Genomic DNA, 17,265 nt, shown 5'->3' with positions numbered 1-17,265 from the left:
GCGCGAGGCTGTGGCCGACCCGTCGATCCCCCAGGAGCACACCATGTCCTTCATCTCCACCTCGACCAATCTCGACAGCGCGCCGGTGACGGACCGGCCTGTCCGCCACGGCGCGGTCACCGCGGTCGTCTGCGTCGCGCTCGGCGCCGTGACCGCCGCCATGTCGTCCCTCAACGTGGCGATCCCGGACATCGCGCGGTCCACCCATGCCACGCAGACCCAGCTGTCGTGGATCATCGACGCGTACTCGCTCGTGTTCGCCGCGCTGCTGCTTCCCGGTGGCGCGCTGGGCGACCGCTTCGGACGTCGCCGGATGCTGCTCGTCGGCCTGAGCATCTTCGCCATCGGTTCGATCGCTGCGATGACGGCGTCCTCAGCGCACACGTTGATCGCGCTGCGCGCCGTCATCGGTCTCGGCGCGGCTCTGATCATGCCGGCGACGCTGTCCACCATCACGGGGACGTTCCCGTCGGCGCAACGGGTGAAGGCGGTGAGCATCTGGGCCGGCGTCGCCGGCGCGGCCGCGGTCGTCGGCGTCCTGGTCTCCGGCACGCTGCTCGAGTTCTTCTCCTGGCGATCGGTGTTCGCGGTCAACATCGTCCTGGCCGTCGCCGCCCTGGTCGGCACGGTCCGGATCGTGCCCGAGTCGGCCGACCCCGATGCCCCCCGCCTGGACATCGCGGGCGCGTGCCTGTCCATCGCCGGGCTGGTGGTGCTGGTGTACTCGATCATCGAGGCCCCGACCGCCGGGTGGATCAGCATGCCCACCCTCGGCGGCATCGCCCTCGGGCTGGCGGTGCTGGTTCTCTTCGTGGTCGTCGAGCTCCACCGGCAGCGGCCGATGCTCGACCCGCGGATCTTCCGTCGGCGGCGGCTGAGCGCCGGGACACTGTCGATCTTCGTGCAGTTCTTCGGCTTCTACGGGTTCATCTTCCTCATCCTCCAGTACCTGCAGATCGTGCGCCGTGACTCCGCCCTGATCGCGGCGGTGAGCATGCTGCCGATGGCGGTCGCGATGATGCCGACCTCCCGACTGGCGCCTCGGCTCGCCGACAGGTTCAGCGCACGCCGGGTGTGCGTGGCCGGCCTACTCCTGATCGCGGTCGCCTTCGTGGTCATCGCCCAGGTCGGTCGCGAGACCGACTACTGGGTCCTCGCCGTCGGGCTGCTCGTGCTCGGTGCGGGGATGGGTGCGGCGATGACACCGGCAACCAGCGCGATCACGGCCGCTCTGCCCCGGGCCCAGCAGGGGGTGGCCTCCGCCATGAACGACCTCGCCCGCGAGGTCGGCGGCGCACTGGGCATCGCGGTGCTCGGCAGCATCGTGGCCGCCACCTACCGGACCCACCTCGACGTCGGCTCATTGCCGGCGGGGGAGGCCAGCCGAGTCCTCGACTCCTTCGCAGCCGCCGCACACCTCGGCGGCCCCGTGGCCGACAGCGCGGACCTGGCGTTCGTCGACGGCGTCCACCTCGCCCTCCACGTCGCAGCAGCCGTTGCTGTCGTCGCGGCCGTGGCGGTCGCGGTCCTGCTGCCGCGCCACGACTCTCCGGAGATAAGCCGCGCCTGATCGAGATCCCCCAACAAGCCACCCCGGATATTCCGCGCTGATCCCAGCTCGACCTCACCTCCGGGGCACAACAGATAGGAGAACGAGAAGATGAATGACACAAGCACGTTCCTGCGCAGCTGGTTCGACCGGTTGGCCGAGTCCGGCTGGACGACCGAGGTGTTCCTCGGGGCGCTCTCGGAGAACCTGGTGTGGACCGCGACGGGGACCTGTCCCATCTCGGGCACGTACCGCGGCCTGCAGGCCTACACGGACGGCATCTACCGCCGCCTCGACGAGCGGCTCGAGTCGTGGCCACGGCCCACGGTTGAGCGGATCATCGGCGAAGGTGACTGGGGGGTCGTCGAGTTCAGCTCGACGGGTGGCCGCGGCAAGAACGGCATCGACTACAACATGCGCTACTGCTGGATCATCCACGTCGAGGACGAACTCGTCACCGAGGTCATCGGCTACTACGACACCAGCACGGTCGACGCCCTGTTCGACTCCGCGGCGCAGCCGAGGTGACCTGAGGCGATGGCGAAAGCAGCAGGCATCGATCCCGGCCAGCGGCAGCTGAACGGACCACAGACCACGGGTCGGGACTACCGCAACCTGTCGGCGCCGATCCATGGCGTGCGGTGTGACGAGGACGTCGCCATCACCGTGCGCGACGGCGTCGAGCTGATGGCCGACGTCCACCGACCGGCCGGCGACGGCCGGTTTCCGGCTCTGATCGCTGCGTCGCCGTACCCACGTCAGATCCAGAACCTCGGCGCCCCGATGGGCTTCATCGAGGCCGGTGCGACCGACTTCTGGGTGCCCCGAGGCTACGTCCACGTCATCGCGAACCTGCGCGGGACCGGTGGGTCGGGCGGGACATTCGGCTTCTTCGACGCCCAAGAACGCCGGGACCTCTATGACCTCGTCGAGTGGGCGGCCGAGCAGCCCTGGTGCGACGGGAACGTCGGGATGATCGGGATCAGCTACTTCGCGATGGCCCAGCTCGAGGCGGCCGTCGAGCGGCCGCCGCACCTGCGCGCGATCTTCCCGGTCGCGGTGACCACGGACCTCTACGAGGCGGCGGTCCACCACGGGCTCTTCAGCTCCGGCTTCGTGACCCCGTTCCTGGCGATGGTCGGACTCACCTCGGGTCGGAGCGATCGGTTCTGGCGCAGCGACCTCCTGGAGGCGGCCCGAGCCGTCCTGCACACGAAGCCCCTGCATCACAGGTTCGCGACCATGAACGGCGAGTCGTCGGTGGCCGTCCTCCACGCGGCGCTCAAGCTCCATCACGACCCGCACCCGTGGGACGACCTGTGGCAGGCGATGGCCGTGGAGCACCCGCTGCGTGACGCCTGGTGGGACGAACGCGACCTGCGCCCGCTTCTCGATCGGGTGGAGGTGCCGACGTACCTGGGCTGCGACTGGGACAACGTGCCGTTGCACCTCCCGTCGACCTTCGCGGCGTTTCGCGACCTGACTGGCGCTCCCGTGACACGGGTGGGCATGCTCGGCGAGTTCGGTCTCACCTGGCCGTGGGAGAGCCTCCACGTCGAGGCACTCGCGTGGTACGACCACTGGCTGAAGGGGCACGACACGGGCATCCTGGACGGGCCGGCCATCCGGTACTGGCTGCCGGGAGCGGAGGAATGGCGGGCCAGCGACGTCTGGCCCCCGCAGACCGTCGCGCATCGGGCCCTTGCACTGCGGGCTGATGGCGAGCTCGGCGAGGACGCCGGACCCCCCGGAGAGCGGTCGTTCCTGGTGCTCGGGGAGGGTCTGGGGCGCTCCACCGGCAGCGTCGGCGAGACCGCCCAGCTTGAGTGGACGAGCGTCCCGCTCGAGCACGACCTCGACGTCGTCGGCGAGATCGAGGTGGAGCTCCGTGCCACCGCCACCGCGATCGACACGGCCTGGATCATCACGCTGCAGGACGTCGCCCCGGACGGCGCCACGGTCGACGTCACCGCCGGCTGGCTACGCGCCAGCCTCCGTGAGGTCGACCCCGAGCGCAGTCGCCCCGGCGCTCCCGAGCTGCCCTGTCGTCGCGCCGCCGCCGTCGTCACCGGCAGGATGACCATCTACCGCATCCCGCTCGTGTCGACCGCACGCCGGTTCTCAGCCGGCAACCGACTCCGGCTCGTGATCACCGGCGACGACCACGATCCCGCCACCCCGGCCATCATGGGGTTCCGGCACGCACCCGTCGGCACGAGCAGCCTCAACTCGATCCACTCGTCCTCGAGGTTGCTGCTCCCGATCGATGAAGGGCCGACACCATGACCGATCATCCGGTGCTGTCCGACCCCTTGCGCAACAAGGGGACCGCGTTCACACCCGAGGAGAGAGCGGCACTCGGTCTGGTCGGCGTGCTCCCCGAGGCTGTGGAGACCCTCGACCAACAGGTCGAGCGCGAGTACCACGCGTTCCGCAGCCGGGCGTCCGCCCTGGACCAGCACCTGATGCTGCGCGGCCTGCAAGACCGCAACGAGGTGCTCTTCTACCGGCTGGTCGCCGACCACCTCGCCGAGATGCTGCCCATCATCTACACGCCCACCGTCGCGGACGCATGCCGGGAGTTCAGCCACACCTACCAACGCACGCGCGGTCTGTTCCTGTCCTATCCCGCCCGCGACCGGCTGCGCGAAGCGCTGGGCAACCGCCCGCGCGCCGACGTCGACGTGGTCGTCGTGACCGACGGCGAGCGCATCCTCGGCATCGGGGACCAGGGGATCGGGGGCATGGGCATCCCGATCGGGAAGCTCTCCCTCTACACCGCCGTCGGTGGCATCGACCCTGCTCGCACGCTCCCGATCGTGCTCGACGTCGGCACGAACGACGAGGCACGTCTTGCCGATCCCGCCTATCTCGGATGGCGCCACCGGCGGATCACGGGTGAGGACTACCACCGGTTCATCGACGACGTCGTCAGGGCCGTGCAGGCCGAACTGCCCGGAGTCCTGCTGCAGTGGGAGGACTTCGCCATCGACCACGCCCAGCCGATCCTCGCTGCGTTCCGCGACCGGATGCTCACCTTCAACGACGACATCCAGGGGACGGCCGCCGTCGTCCTCGCCACGGTCCTGAGCGCGTGCCGAGCCACCGGGACCGGCATCGGCGACCAGCGGGTCACTCTCCTGGGGGCTGGGTCGGCTGCGATCGGGGTGGCCGGCTACCTGCACGCCGCCATGGAGGAGGACGGTCTGAGTCCAGAGCAAGCCGCCGCGCGGATCGCCCTGGTCGATGTCGACGGGTTGCTCCACTCCGGCCGTACCGACCTGAGCCCCACCCAGCGGCGATTCGCCCGCTCCGCAGCCGATGCTCAGGAGTGGCAGCCGACGTCGGGACGCCGGGCGGACCTGGCCTCGGTGGTGGAGGGGTTCCGGCCCACCGTCCTCATCGGACTGTCGACAGCTGGCGGTGCCTTCACCGAGCCGATCGTGCGAGCGATGGCCGGCCACGTGGAGCGGCCGGTGATCCTGCCGCTGTCGAACCCGTCGAGTCGGTCCGAAGCCGATCCCCACGACCTGATGGCCTGGACCGAGGGCCGGGCCCTGGTCGCCACCGGGTCCCCGTACCCGCCCGTCGGCTTCGAGCACAGCACCGTCCCGATCTCGCAATGCAACAACGCGTTCATCTTCCCTGCGATGGGTCTGGGTGTCGTGGCCGCGCGAGCGAGCCGAGTCAGCGACACCATGTTCGTCGCGGCCGCCGGCGCACTCGCCGACATCGCCGGGGACGCCGCCAGGGTTTCCGGCGGAGGCCTCCTGCCACCTGTCGATCGGTTGGCAGCGATCGCGCCGGAGATCGCGCTCGCCGTCGCCGAGCGGGCCGTGGCCGAGGGCCTGGCGCCCCGGCGCAGCAGGGAGGAGCTCCGAACTCGGATCGACGAGGTGCGCTGGCACCCCGCCTACCAGGCGCCGACCCGCTGAGGACGGAGCCGACCGCAGCGCTCTCTCGGCCGGCGGGAGCCTTCAGGAAGCCGGAGGCGTGATCGCGGGGGCGTAGCCGAAGGTGTCGGCGGGATCCCAGACCGACTTGAGGCGGGCCAGCTCCGCCGCCATGCCGGGGGAGTAGCAGGTCGTCGCGTCGTGCAGGCCGGGTGGGAGGAACGTCCGCAGCGGGCCGCCGTCGCTGACCGGCAGCAGAGCATCGACGACGCGTTGTTGGGCACGGGCGCTGGTAACCGGGTCGACGTCTGGGTATGCCGAGGTGAACAGGTTGAAGCTGGCGGTGCGGTGGCCGACCGCGTTCGGGGTCTCGGGCTCGCGCGCCAGGGTTCCGCCGAGATGACGCAGCTCGAGGACGTACGGCACATCGGGCGCCACGAACGGCGCGACGTGCTCGGGGGAGAAGCTGTCGCCGAGCGTCAGGCTGTTGCTGTTCACGCGCGTCGGACCGGTCGGGTCGGCATGGATGGTCCCGATCTCGCTCATCGGAAGCCGGCGGCGGGTGTCGAGGAGCGGCGCCAGCCGGTCGAGGTGCACCACATGCGGTCGGGCGGCCTCGGTGGAGCCCACGTAGGCGATTCGGACGTGGCAGCAGGATCTGCCGCGGATCGCTTCCGGGAGCGCCGGAAGGTCGGGATAGGTGAGGAACGCGACCGAGAGGTTGAGTTCGCTGGGGGCGGAGTCGGTGCAGCGGCTGAAGGCCTCCAGCACCTCCGGTGCGTCCTCACCCGCGAAGAAGAGGGCTCCGCCGTAGATGTCGGCGACGGGCGCGAGGTCGACCTCGATGCCGGTCACAACGGCCAGGTTGCCCCCGCCACCGCGCAGGGCCCAGAACAGGTCGGGGTCCTGGTCGGCGGTGACGGTGCGTTCGACGCCGTCGGCCGTGATGACATCGAGCCGTCGCACGTGGTCCGCACCGAACCCGAGAGTTCGGCCGACCGGCCCGATGCCACCCCCGAGGCTGTAGGAGACGTAGCCGACTCCGGGGGAGGCACCGACCGGCGCGGTCAGGCCGAGGGGGCAGGTCGCCGCCAGCACGTCAGCTGCGGTGGCCCCGGCGGAGATCCGCGCGACCCGCTGCACGGGGTCGACCTCGACCCCGGTCAGGCCACGGGTGGTGATCAGGAGACCCCCGTGGACGGACTGATGTGCACCGTGACCTGTGGCCTGCACGTCAACGGGGAGGCGGTGATCAGCCGCGAACCGGACTCCCTCGGTGATGTCGGCCGGGGTCGTCGCGGCTAGCAGGACCGCGGGCTGGTGGTCCAGTGCGGTGTTGAAGCCCGCTCGTTCCCGGTCGTAGCCCGCACGCCCGGCGTCGGTCGGCAGCCACACGTGGCCCGTCGTCAGGGCGGCGAGTTCGGTTGTCGACGGTTCGGCCGTGGCCGCCGGATCCGCGTTCATGTCGTGCATAGGGGTGCTCCTCGGAGTAGGTGTGACACCTGACGGCCCGGTCGCGAGGACCGGGCCGTCAGAGATCGATCAGTGCTTCGCCGTGGCGTGGACGACGACCGGGATCCGCACGACCGCCGGGCCGTGCGTGCTGGTCCCGAGGTAGCGGACCGTGACCGTCTGCCTCCCGACCCGGGCGAACCGGTCGAGGGTGAGGACGACCCGCCCCTTCGACAGGATGCCGCTGCCGACGACATGGCCCGCGACCACCGCCCGCACCCGTCCGGTCGGCGCTCCCACGAGCGAGGTCGCCCTGACCCGGAGGTGAGCCCTCGTCGATCCGACGGTCAGCCGCGGAGTGGTCACCCGCGCCCGCAGGTTCGTGGTGGCCTTGGCGACGACGACGGACAGCCGCGCGGTCGTCGGTCGGTGCGTGTCGCTCGCGATGTAGTGCACCGTCAGGTGGTGACGGCCCGGCTTGAGGGCCTTGCCGTCCAGGGCGACGTCGATCTTGCCGCCGACCAGTTGGCTGGACGCGAGCAGCTTCGAGCCCTCGCGGACCTCGACCTTGCCCTGGGGCACGCTCCGGGCCTCGCCGGCCACGTGCACCACGGACTTCTTGCCGTACTCCATCGGGTCAGCAGCCACGTGCAGCTGCACCGCGTAGATGCCGGAGTCGTACGCGACCGAGCCAGTGACCGACGGGTCCGCGTCGAGTGTCGCGGTCAGGGTCCGCGGGCCGTCGGAGCCGGCGACGTACCCGAAGGCGTTCGAGCACCCCTGGACCGGGGGGAGGATCTCGTCGCTCGGGTCGCTGCTCGTCACCGTGACGTCGCAGTTGAGGTTCTGCCCGGTCGGGGCGCCGTAGGCGTCGAGACCATGGACGAACACACCGCTCCCGCCACTGCTGACGGAGACGTCGAGCGAATGCGGGGCCGGGATTGCCGGGTCGGCATACACCTGGAGGCCGGCGAGCTGGAGCCGGAAGCCGTCGTCACCCTCGGCGAACGGGCCGAGCAGCGTGGCGTTCAGCCGCAGGTAGCGCCCGGTCGCGGCCTGCGCGAACCGGTAGGTGTGGGGACCGGACATGCCGGTCTGGCCGGTGTAGGTCGCGACCGTGGTCCACGTGGTGCCGTCGCCGGAGACGTCGATGGTGAAGTCCTGCGGGAAGCCCGCACCGTCGGTACCGTTCGCCGGTTCGGGTGCCACCGCCGTCCGGGGCGAGACCACGACGCCGCCGATCGTGCGGCTGGTGCCGAGGTCGACCGCGACCCACGCGTCGGAGGCTTGGGTGGAGACGGGCGGGTCGGTGGTGAAACCGTGGTGGTTCGCCGAGCTCGAGGTGTCGCCGTCGGTGAGCTGCTGCGCGCCGAACCCGAACGCCTCGAGTGAGCTGCTGGCCGTGACCGTCGTCTTGTACGCGTAGTCGGTGGTGACGAGCAGCTGGACCTCGCCGCGGAGGACGTCGGTTCCCTGCACCGACTGGGCCGAGATCGTCGCGGTGCGTGCGACGCCTGGCTGCAGGGTGATGGAGCCGTTGGTGTTCACCGTGTCGCCGCTGCTGTCGGAGGAGAACACCGGCGCCGAGGCCGGGCCGATGTCGTTGCCCTGCGAGTCGACGAGGGTCGCGGTGGGAGTGATCGTGTCGCCGGCGTAGGCATACGCGGGCAGACCGATCTGGATCCCGGCCGCGGCACCCGGGTCGACGACCAGGTTCGTGGTCGTGGACTCCGTGCCGAAGGTCGCCGTCACGGTGCGCGGACCGGCCTTGCCGAAGGTGATGGCCCCGTCTGCGACCGTGTCGCTCGGGTCGCCGGTGGAGATGGTGGCGCCGTCGGCGACATCGGCCTGGTTGCCGTCGGGATCGGTCAGCGTCACCGCGAGCGCGGTCGCGACGCCGGCCGGGACCGTCGACGGGGCGTCGGTGAACGCGAGGGACACGTCGGAGTACCACGTGATCGACACGAAACCGTCGACCGGATCGCGCCCGGCCGCGTTGATCACCCCTGCCATGGACGCGGTCATCGAGGTGCCGGCCCCGCCGCCGCCACCCCCCTTCAGCCCGGCTTCGATGCTCGGGGACCCCCCTCCTGCCCCGCCGCCGAGAACCCCACCGCCGCCGGCACCTCCCGGGCCGTTGCCGTCCTTGGTCGGATCGGCGGACACGCCTGCCCCCGTCGGAGCGGCGCCCGCCTTGCCGCCGAGCACGATGGTGGGATCCTGGTCTTGGGCGACGCCACGCTCCCCGTCCTGCGCAGTCGGCCCGGCGTCGCCACCCTTCCCTGCGTTGTTCGCCCCGGCGGAGCACCCCACGTTGCCTCCGCCGCCACCGCCACCACCGCCGGCCACGAGGACGAGCGTGTCGTCGTACTTGACGGAGGTGGCTCCTCCGCCGCCACCGCTGTAGGTCATGTAGTCCGGCTGCGGGGTGCAGGTGCTCATCTCGCCGTTGCCGCCGTCCATGCCGTTGCCCCAGCCGCCGATGGAGTTGTTGGCGGGCGTGAACTGGCCCTGCTGACCGACGGCCACCTCCAGTGGCGAGTCGCCGGAGATCGGGAGGTAGCCGGTGGTGTTCATCCCCAGCCCGGGAGGCGTGCTTGCTCCGGTCGCGCCGAAGCCGCCCCCGCCTGCTCCGCCCTGGGCCACGATCCGGGCGAACTGGGTCCCGGCGGGCGGCAGCGCGTCCTGCACGTATGGGTCCGCGGTGGCGTTGAACTGTCCAAGGTTGGTCCCGATGCCGGGGTCGGCTTGCGCCGTCCCAGCAGGCGCGACGACGGCCGCACCGACCAGGACCAGGGCGGCCGTCACGGACCCAGCCCAGCGTCGGCGCCCTGGGGCGCCCTTCACATCGCGCTTCACGTCTGTGTACACGGTCGCACCTGCCACTCTCTGTCGTCTGGGACGTCGCGGTTCGACGTCGTACGGCGACGGTGCCAGGGCAGCCTCCAACGCTGCTCCAACGATCGGGAGCGCGCCTGTGAGCCGACCGGGGCTGCGCCTCGGAGGACTCCTCGCCGGCCCGCCACGCGCGGAGGAACTCCGCGGCGCCTGAGGTGCTGTCGCCCATGAGAAAGGCGTCCGGTCGTCAGTAGCAAAAACGGCCTCTGGCCCCGCGGGGATGCGGGGCCAGAGGCCGTTTGCTGTCTTAGCCGGAGTGACCTGGCAGGAGCGTGTCCCGCCTCGTCCTGCTGGCCGACCGGTGGACGTTCGCAGCGGCTCAGCTGCTGGCCAGGAGGAAGGTGATGGTCACGTAGCCGTTCTTGCCACCCTGGGCGTCGGTGGCGTGATTCACCGTGGTGAAGCCGTTGACCCAGGCCGACGTCAGGACCGCCGTCGAGCCGGCGCCACCGCCTCCGCCACTGTTCGACATCTTGGTGCTGTCGGAGCCGTTGCCTCCGTACCCGCCCTGGTACCCGCCGCCGCCGCCGCCACCTGCGCCGCAGGACCAGCACTCGGCGTCGCCACCTCTGCCACCAGCGGGCGGGTCGGTGGGGACACCGGGCAGGCCGCCGCCGCCCCCGCCAGTGCCCGTGCCGTTCGACCCTCGGTCTCCTTGCCAGATCATGAACGTGCCGTTCGAGGTGGGGCCGTGGGTGCCGGCGTTGCCGCCCTGGGTGTTGCCGTTGAATCCCACCTCGTCCTGGGCGCCCCCGGTGCTGCCGCCGCCGGCACCGCCGGCCACGACCACGATCTGGGGGTCGCCGCTCCCGTGCTGGGTCTGGACGACGGTCGCGCCGCCGCCACCGGCTCCTCCGCCATAGGCGTAGAAGCCGCCCACGGTGCCCTTGCTCCCAGTGCCGCCCACACCCCCGGTGCCGCCGATGCCGCCCCAACCACCGGCACCTCCGGGACGCGAGGTCTGGGACTCCTGGCCGCCCCCGCCGACCGAGACGAGCAGCGTGTCGCCCGGTGACACCTGCGTCAACGCGTTGGTGATCGCCGCCCCGGAAGCACCATGGGTCGGATTCCCACCCAACGTGTCGTCCTCATAGCCGAAACCGCCTCCGCCGCCGATCGCGGTGATGATGACCCCACACACCCCGTCCGGCACCGTCACGCTCTGCACCGCGCCGGTGTAGGTGTACTGGACCGGAGCCTGCTTGCTGTTGTTCTGGGTGCACGACGAGTCGTTGACGGGTGCGGCCAGGTCGGCCGGGTCCTTCCCGGAGTCAGACGACCCACACGCACTCAGGGCGATCGCCGCCCCCGCCACCACGACGACCAGTGCCCGGAGGTCCATCCGGCCTCGCCCTCCCTGCCGTCCTCGGTGGGTGTCGCCTCTCGTCACCTGCGGACCTGTCGAACTAGACATCGCACTGCACCTTTCGTCGCGTGTGCCGGCGTCATCTCGTCGCCGGGGACGTCGGAGCTCGACGTCGTGAGGTGACCGTGTCAGGGGCGGCTCCAACGCCGCTCCAACGTGCGGGTCGGTCGGCGTCTCATCGGTAGATCTCGAGTTCGGCGAGCTGGAGACGGTGGCCGTGGTCGCCGGCGGCGACGGGGCCGAGCGTGGTGGCGTTGAGTCGCACCCACCGTGCCTCCGTGGGGGTGACGGCATAGGTGCGTGCCTGGGTGACGCCGGTTTGGCCGGTGTAGGTGCCGACGCGCTTCCAGGTCTTGCCGTCGGTGCTGACGTCGATGGTGAAGGCCTCGGGGAAGCCCGCGCCGGTGACCTCGGTGGTGTCGTCGGGTGCGGTCGTGCGTGGGTAGAGCCGTAGTGAGCTGATGGACTGGGCCTGGCCGAGGTCGACCTCGACCCACTCCTGGACGGTCGTGCCGTCGCCGGGGGTCGGTCGTGGGTCGGTGGTGGAGAAGGCGTTGTGGCCGGTCATGGACTTGGTGAAGCCGTCGGTGAGCAGGGTGGAGGAGAAGCTGTCGTGCTCGAGTGAGCTGCTCGCGTTGACCGGTCGGTCGGTGGCGAGGTTGCCGGTGGCGTGCAGGTCGCGGTTGGCGAAGACGATCGTGGCGTAGGAGCCGGTCTTCGAAGCGTCGGCGGATCTGGTGGTGTCCCAGCGCAGTTCGGGAGCGACCCAGCTGCCTCCCGCGCCACCGCCGCCCGCACCGGCGACCGCACCGTTCGGCGACGCCTCGCCGGCCGAGCCGTAGCCGCCGCCATTGGAGCCGCCGCCACCGCCGCCCGCGTTGACCGCCGGGTCGCCCGCACGGTGGGTCGAGGTCGCGAACCCGCCGCCCTTCCCCCCGTCCAGCTTGCCGACCGAGGCGCCCGGGTGCCCGGCCCACGCTGACCCACCGGCGCCGCCTGTGCCGTCGGTACAGGTCCCGGCGCCGCCCCCTCCGCCCACCAGCGCGGCGGTCTTGCCGTCGAGGCGGAGCTCGGAGCCTCCGCCCCCGCCGGCCACGACGCCCCAGTCGGTCGCTCCTTCGACGTCCCGCCAGGTCGCTGACCCTCCGTGCATCGCGGCCGGACCCCAGCCACCCGCGGCGACATACTCATGGCCGCCTCCCCAACCGAGCCGAGCGTTGCCCGTGGCCTTCTTCCCGTTCTCGCCCAGGGAGATCGAGAAGGTCTCACCGCCCTGGACCTCGGTCGTGGCCGTCACCTCGGTGCCGCGGCCACCCGCTGCACAGGTGGAGGCACCGGCGGCGCCGGCGATGGTGATCGTGGCGTGTGTCGCCCACGAAGGTGCGGCGAAGCTCAGTGAGGCGCCGGGCACGGTGTAGGAGACGTTCTCCTCGACCACGCGGAGCGGGGAGCCTTCCGCGGCCCGGGCCGGGTCGGGGAGCGAGAGCACCGTGAGGGCGCCGAGGGCCAGTGCTGCACCGGTGAGGGAGAAGGCGCGGGCGAACCTGTGCGGGCTGGAGACCGATCGGGACGAACCCCGGGCACCAGCGCGGGGGGTAGGGCGTGACATGGGTGGAGTCCTTTCGAGACGTGGAGCGCGGCCGCCGTTCGGCCACTGCTCCTCCATCGTGTCGAGGAACCTCCGCGCCCGCCCCAGGCAAACTCCCTAGTTTCGGCCAGGTCGAGTTCGGCTCCTCGGCCCAGTCGTCGACAGGCGCCGGTGAGCCGCGCAGGGCTACGCTTCGAGGGACTCCTCGCCGGCCCGCCACGCCTCGAGGAACTCCTCGCGGGTCAGCGCCTTCTCGGTGCGCTGCAGGAGTTCACGGCTCGGGCCCTGCCGTGGCCACACGGTGCCGTCGCGGTACGCCGCTGAGCTCGATGCGCCGTACAGCGTTGCGGCAGCTGCGTAGTCACCTGCCATGGCGGCGAAGTCGGCGCGGTTCTCGTCGAAGCCACTGAACGCGCGGCCGCCGATCTGCTGGTGCAGCTCACGGCCACGTTCGACCCACAGCCGACCGAGGTCGTGGTCGGAGACGAACAGGGCGTACAGGCTGAAGAACGAAGTGCAGATCAGCGCGGCGAAGGTGTTGTCGCCCTCGACGGCGCTGGCGTAGACGGCCTGGATCTCACCGGTATCGGGGGGGAACGTGGCCGTGGCCGACAGTGCGTCGGCGACGAGCGCCAGGTCGGCGTCCCCGGTCGCCTCCGCGACACCGCGCACCTCGACGTTGAGCGCATGGACCAGGTCGCGCTCGGAGCCGGTCAGCAGGGCGTAGGCGAGCCCGGCGAGCGCCCAGGCGAGATTGACGAGCCGCTCGGCGGGCACCGGGAGCGCCAGCCCGGCCTGCGCCTTCTCGACGTGGGCGAGCGCCAGGTCGAGTCGTCCTTGGAGGACGAGCCGGACCGCCAGCGCGCACTGCACCTCGGCGGCGTCGACCGGGTCCGCAGCTCGGACTGCACTCGCCGCCTCGAGCCAGCTGAGACCCTCGATCAGACGGCGCCTGAGGTACCAATAGCCGGTCAGGCCCGTGACGACGGCGACGCCGGACGGGTGCGGGTCCTCGATGAGGAGATGGTGCAGTGACCCGCGGACGGCATCGTAGTTGTCGTCGACAAGGTCGTACCATCCGCTCCGGTCGACGCCGAAGGTCCGCGGTCGACGGGCGATGAGGTCCCGCACCCAGGTGTCCAGCGCGCCGGCGGCATCCGCGGCCTCGCCGTCGACCACCAGCGCCCTCCTGGCGTGCGCCCGCACCGTGGCCAGTTGCCGGTAGCGAGGCCCACCGGCGACGGTCGCCGACGGGACCGTCGCGAGCAGTGAACGGTGCGCCAGGAATGCCAGCAGGTCCTGGACCGCGTCGGCGTCCGGCCCTGGTGAACCGGAGTCGCCGGAGCGCGCCGTCAGGGCCGCGGCAACGTCTGCTGTGAACGGACCGGGCAGCACCGACAACCGACGGTGGAGGAGCCGTTCGTCCTCGGACAGCAGTCGGTAGCTCCAGTCGATGGCCTCGCCGAGGCTGTGGTGGTGGCCACCACGAGCCTGCCCGAGCCGCCGCAGCCGGGCCGGGTCCAGCGCGACCTGCGCGACGACCGCGCCGATCCCGTCGGTGCGCACCCGAGCGGCGGCGAGCTCGATGGCGAGCGGTAGACCATCGACAGCGGCACAGATCTCGTCGGCCTGAGCGCGGATGGTGTCGTCGACCTCGAGCGACGGCACGACCTCAGCCAGCCGGGCCAACAGCAGTTCGGCGGCGGGGGACTGCTCCTCGGGTGAGGTGGCCTCCACGGGCAGCGGTCCGAGGGTCCAGATCACCTCCCCGGGAAAGCCGACGGCCTCGCGGCTGGTGAGCAGGGCCGAGCACTCGGCGTCGGAGTCGGATAGCTCGTCGACGAGCTCGGCCACACCGGACAGGACGTGCTCGCAGTTGTCGAGGACGAGGAGGACCTGGCGGCGCTTGAGGTACTCGACGGTGGTGTCGCGGGCGGTGCCGACGACCGTCGGTGCGATCCGCAGGGTCGAGGCGACGAGTTCCGTGACCTGGGCGCTGTCATCGATGGTGGCGAGGTCGACGAAGCAGACGCCGTCGGGGAAGGCCGACGTCATCGCGTGGGCGACCTCGACGGCGAGCCGGGTCTTCCCGCAGCCCGCGACCCCGGTGATGCTGACGAGGCGGCTGCGCGCGACGAGGCGTCCGATCTGTCCGACGTCGCCGGCGCGGCCTACGAGCAGTGTGCCGCGAGGGGGAAGCGAGACGCGTGGGACAGGCGCGGCGCCCCGTGGGGCGGCTGCCGGCACGGCCACGAGGTCCGGGTCCTGCTCCAGGATGCGTCGCTGCATCTGCTCGAGCTCGACGCCGGGCTCGAGGCCCAACTCGTCGTCGAGAAGCCGGCGAACCCGTCGGTACGCCTCCAAAGCCTGGTCGGTACGTCCCGCCCGGTGCAGCGCCAACATCCGCTGCGCCCAGAAACGCTCGTGCAGCGGGGCCTCGGCCAGCAGGGGCTCGAGGTCGGCGATGACCTGCTGGTGCTGCCCCAGGTCGAGGAGCGCATCGATCCGGCTCGCTGCGATACCGGAGCGGACCTCAACCAGGCGGGCCACGGCCGGTGCAGCCCACAGCTCGTCCGACAGGGGCTCGAAGGGACGCCCTCGCCACAGCGCGAGGGCCTCGTCACAGCGCTGCAGGATGCGGTCGGGATCCCCGGCGGCAACCAACTCCCGGATCTCGCCGGCCTGGCGCTCGACGAGGAGTGAGTCCACGTCCTCCGTGCGCGCCAGAAGTCGGTAGCCCTCGGTGTCGGTGACCAGGACCTGTGCCGGTTGGTGGGCGGCGCGGCCGGGCTCGAGCACGCGCCGCAGACGCCAGATGTGCGACTCCAGGGTCGAGGTCCGATCCGTGGTGTCGTCACCCCAGACGGCGTCGATGATCTCCGCTGCCGAGACCCGGTGGTTGACGTCGAGGAGCAGTCTGGCGAGGATCGCCTGCGGTCGGCGACCGGGCAGGGGCTGCTCGGCCCCGTCGACCTCGACCATGAGCAGACCCAGGTCGCGTATCCGCATGCGCCTAGTAAAGCGCAACCGACGCTTCGGCGGAGTCGGTCACGCCGAGAAGACTCGGCGCAGGGCCGCCTCCTGGTCCGTGGTCAACGGTTGCCGTGTGGTGCGCACGGGACCGGTCTCGTGCGGGCGGGAGCCCCTCGGCTGGAGCGTGCTGACGCTCTCGATCTCGACGAGAACCGGCTCGGCGCAGATGACGGCCACTGCGGAGCACCCTGGTCGCAGGCCACGCCTCAGGTCGGAGAGAACCTCACGGCCGATCCCGACCCCCGAGAGGGTGCTGTCGAGGGTGGCGTGCAGGTCACCCCGGAGGGCCGCCAGGTCGGGGCCCGCCGTCACGATCCCGAACAGGAGACCCCAGAAGCCGACCCCGAGGCTGCGGGTGCGTGCGGCCCCCTGGAGCTCACGGACCTGTGGCGTGGCTCGCCCGGGCAGCCATGTCACGAGCGCGCCGTCCAACACGACGACATCCCCAGCGGAGCCGTCGGAGAGTCGTTGCTCGAGGCGACGAGCACCATCGGCGTACGGATAGGTCCAGACGCTGAGCGTGGTCTCGGCGTCGTCTCCCGGGCCGGTCGAACTGGTCATGGCTGCCTCCTCCTGTTGCACGAGGAAGACCGTGCCCGAAGAGGCTCCAAGGAGCCTCCAACGTCGAGGGACGGAGCAGCGTCACCTGTCGTGCGGCTCCGCGGCGGCGACGGTGGCGAGGAACCTGTGCAGTGCGTCCTGGGCGTCCTGGTCGGCCATGGTCGTCCAGTGGTTGGCCCCGTGCACGGTGAACAGTTCCGCGTGCGGGATCGATTGAGCGGCCCGAGTCGCCTGGGTGTAGGCGACGTTGCGGTCCTTGGTCCCGTGGACGATGAGCGTGGGCGCCGTGATCCGGGCGGCGAGTCGCGGGTCGAAGGCGCGCGCCTGACGGCTGTCGTTGGAGAGGCCGTCGCGGCGTGGACCGATGGGGAACACCGTCTCGGCGATCGCCATCGCGGCCTCCACCGACCGCGGGTCGTGGGTCGCCCGTCCCACCAGCAGCCTGGGGAACCGCCGGACCAGCCGCACCATCGCCGCGCCGGTCGACTCCCAGGCGAGGGGGCCGTGCAGCAGCGGCCCGACCGGAATCCGCATCGGTGCCGTGACAGCCGACCACAACACGAGGCCTCTGACACGTGCTGGGTGACGGGCCGCGAGCGCGACGGCTGCCATGCCGCCGCCAGACGCGCCGAGCACTGCCGCAGACTCGACCCCGAGCTCGTCGAGCACGGCGACCATGGCGTCGGCCTGCTCGGCTGGGGTGCGCCCGGTCGACAACGGGGTACCGAGGTAGCCCGGCCGGGACGGGGCGAGGACGCGAGCGGTGGCAGTGAGGCCGAGGACGTGAGCCGCTGCCAGTGCCTGGTCCGACCCTCCCGGGGTGCCGTGCAGGATGAGGACAGGCGTGCCTCGGCCCGACTCCAGCAGCTCGACGGGACCGTCCGACGTGGTGACCAGCGACATCTCGGGTGCTCTCCTCTGTCGG

Annotated in this window: 11 protein-coding genes; 4 read left to right on the top strand and 7 right to left on the bottom strand. The window is 71.3% G+C overall.

The genetic code is table 11. The features are described 5' to 3' along the window. Nucleotides 1–43: 43 nt before the first annotated feature. The 4 genes from AB7I40_RS16475 (at nt 44) to AB7I40_RS16460 (ending at nt 5,484) form a co-directional block, all read left to right on the top strand. Complete coding sequence (locus AB7I40_RS16475; protein ID WP_428346974.1) at nt 44–1,570, top strand: MFS transporter; 1,527 nt, start codon at nt 44–46, stop codon at nt 1,568–1,570. Between the two features lie 90 nt (nt 1,571–1,660). After that, nucleotides 1,661–2,077 carry a nuclear transport factor 2 family protein gene (locus AB7I40_RS16470; protein WP_428346975.1) on the top strand — a complete coding sequence of 139 codons (417 nt, stop codon included), beginning with the start codon at nt 1,661–1,663 and terminating at the stop codon, nt 2,075–2,077. A 9-nt stretch (nt 2,078–2,086) separates the two neighbouring features. Beyond that, on the top strand, nt 2,087–3,835 hold the full coding sequence (locus AB7I40_RS16465) for a CocE/NonD family hydrolase (protein ID WP_428346976.1): 1,749 nt from the start codon (nt 2,087–2,089) through the stop codon (nt 3,833–3,835). After that, entirely contained in the window at nt 3,832–5,484 is a 1,653-nt protein-coding gene (locus tag AB7I40_RS16460) for an NAD-dependent malic enzyme (RefSeq protein ID WP_428346977.1), read from the top strand. Before AB7I40_RS16465 ends, AB7I40_RS16460 begins: the two co-directional genes overlap by 4 nt. Nucleotides 5,485–5,526: 42 nt before the next feature. On the opposite strand, the gene AB7I40_RS16455 is transcribed toward AB7I40_RS16460, so the two are convergent. From AB7I40_RS16455 to AB7I40_RS16425, 7 genes are all read right to left on the bottom strand, one after another. Further along, nucleotides 5,527–6,915, bottom strand: coding sequence for an FAD-binding oxidoreductase (locus AB7I40_RS16455; RefSeq protein WP_428346978.1), 1,389 nt, complete (start codon nt 6,913–6,915; stop codon nt 5,527–5,529). A gap of 69 nt (nt 6,916–6,984) precedes the next feature. Next, on the bottom strand, nt 6,985–9,765 hold the full coding sequence (locus AB7I40_RS16450) for a discoidin domain-containing protein (RefSeq protein ID WP_428346979.1): 2,781 nt from the start codon (nt 9,763–9,765) through the stop codon (nt 6,985–6,987). A gap of 346 nt (nt 9,766–10,111) precedes the next feature. Then, nucleotides 10,112–11,134 (bottom strand): hypothetical protein, encoded by a 1,023-nt coding sequence (locus tag AB7I40_RS16445; RefSeq protein WP_428346980.1) that lies wholly within the window; start codon nt 11,132–11,134, stop codon nt 10,112–10,114. A gap of 199 nt (nt 11,135–11,333) precedes the next feature. After that, complete coding sequence (locus AB7I40_RS16440) at nt 11,334–12,767, bottom strand: discoidin domain-containing protein (protein WP_428346981.1); 1,434 nt, start codon at nt 12,765–12,767, stop codon at nt 11,334–11,336. A gap of 165 nt (nt 12,768–12,932) precedes the next feature. Further along, the gene (locus tag AB7I40_RS16435; protein WP_428346982.1) at nt 12,933–15,755 is read right to left on the bottom strand and encodes an AfsR/SARP family transcriptional regulator; all 2,823 of its coding nucleotides are present in this window, start codon (nt 15,753–15,755) and stop codon (nt 12,933–12,935) included. A gap of 39 nt (nt 15,756–15,794) precedes the next feature. After that, the gene (locus AB7I40_RS16430) at nt 15,795–16,340 is read right to left on the bottom strand and encodes a DUF1269 domain-containing protein (RefSeq protein ID WP_428346983.1); all 546 of its coding nucleotides are present in this window, start codon (nt 16,338–16,340) and stop codon (nt 15,795–15,797) included. An 81-nt stretch (nt 16,341–16,421) separates the two neighbouring features. Then, nucleotides 16,422–17,243 carry an alpha/beta fold hydrolase gene (locus tag AB7I40_RS16425; protein ID WP_428346984.1) on the bottom strand — a complete coding sequence of 274 codons (822 nt, stop codon included), beginning with the start codon at nt 17,241–17,243 and terminating at the stop codon, nt 16,422–16,424. Nucleotides 17,244–17,265 lie beyond the last annotated feature (22 nt).

The sequence above is a fragment of the Nocardioides sp. genome, assembly GCF_050246775.1.
GTDB lineage: Bacteria > Actinomycetota > Actinomycetes > Propionibacteriales > Nocardioidaceae > Nocardioides.
This window is presented reverse-complemented; position numbering and strand designations above follow the sequence as displayed.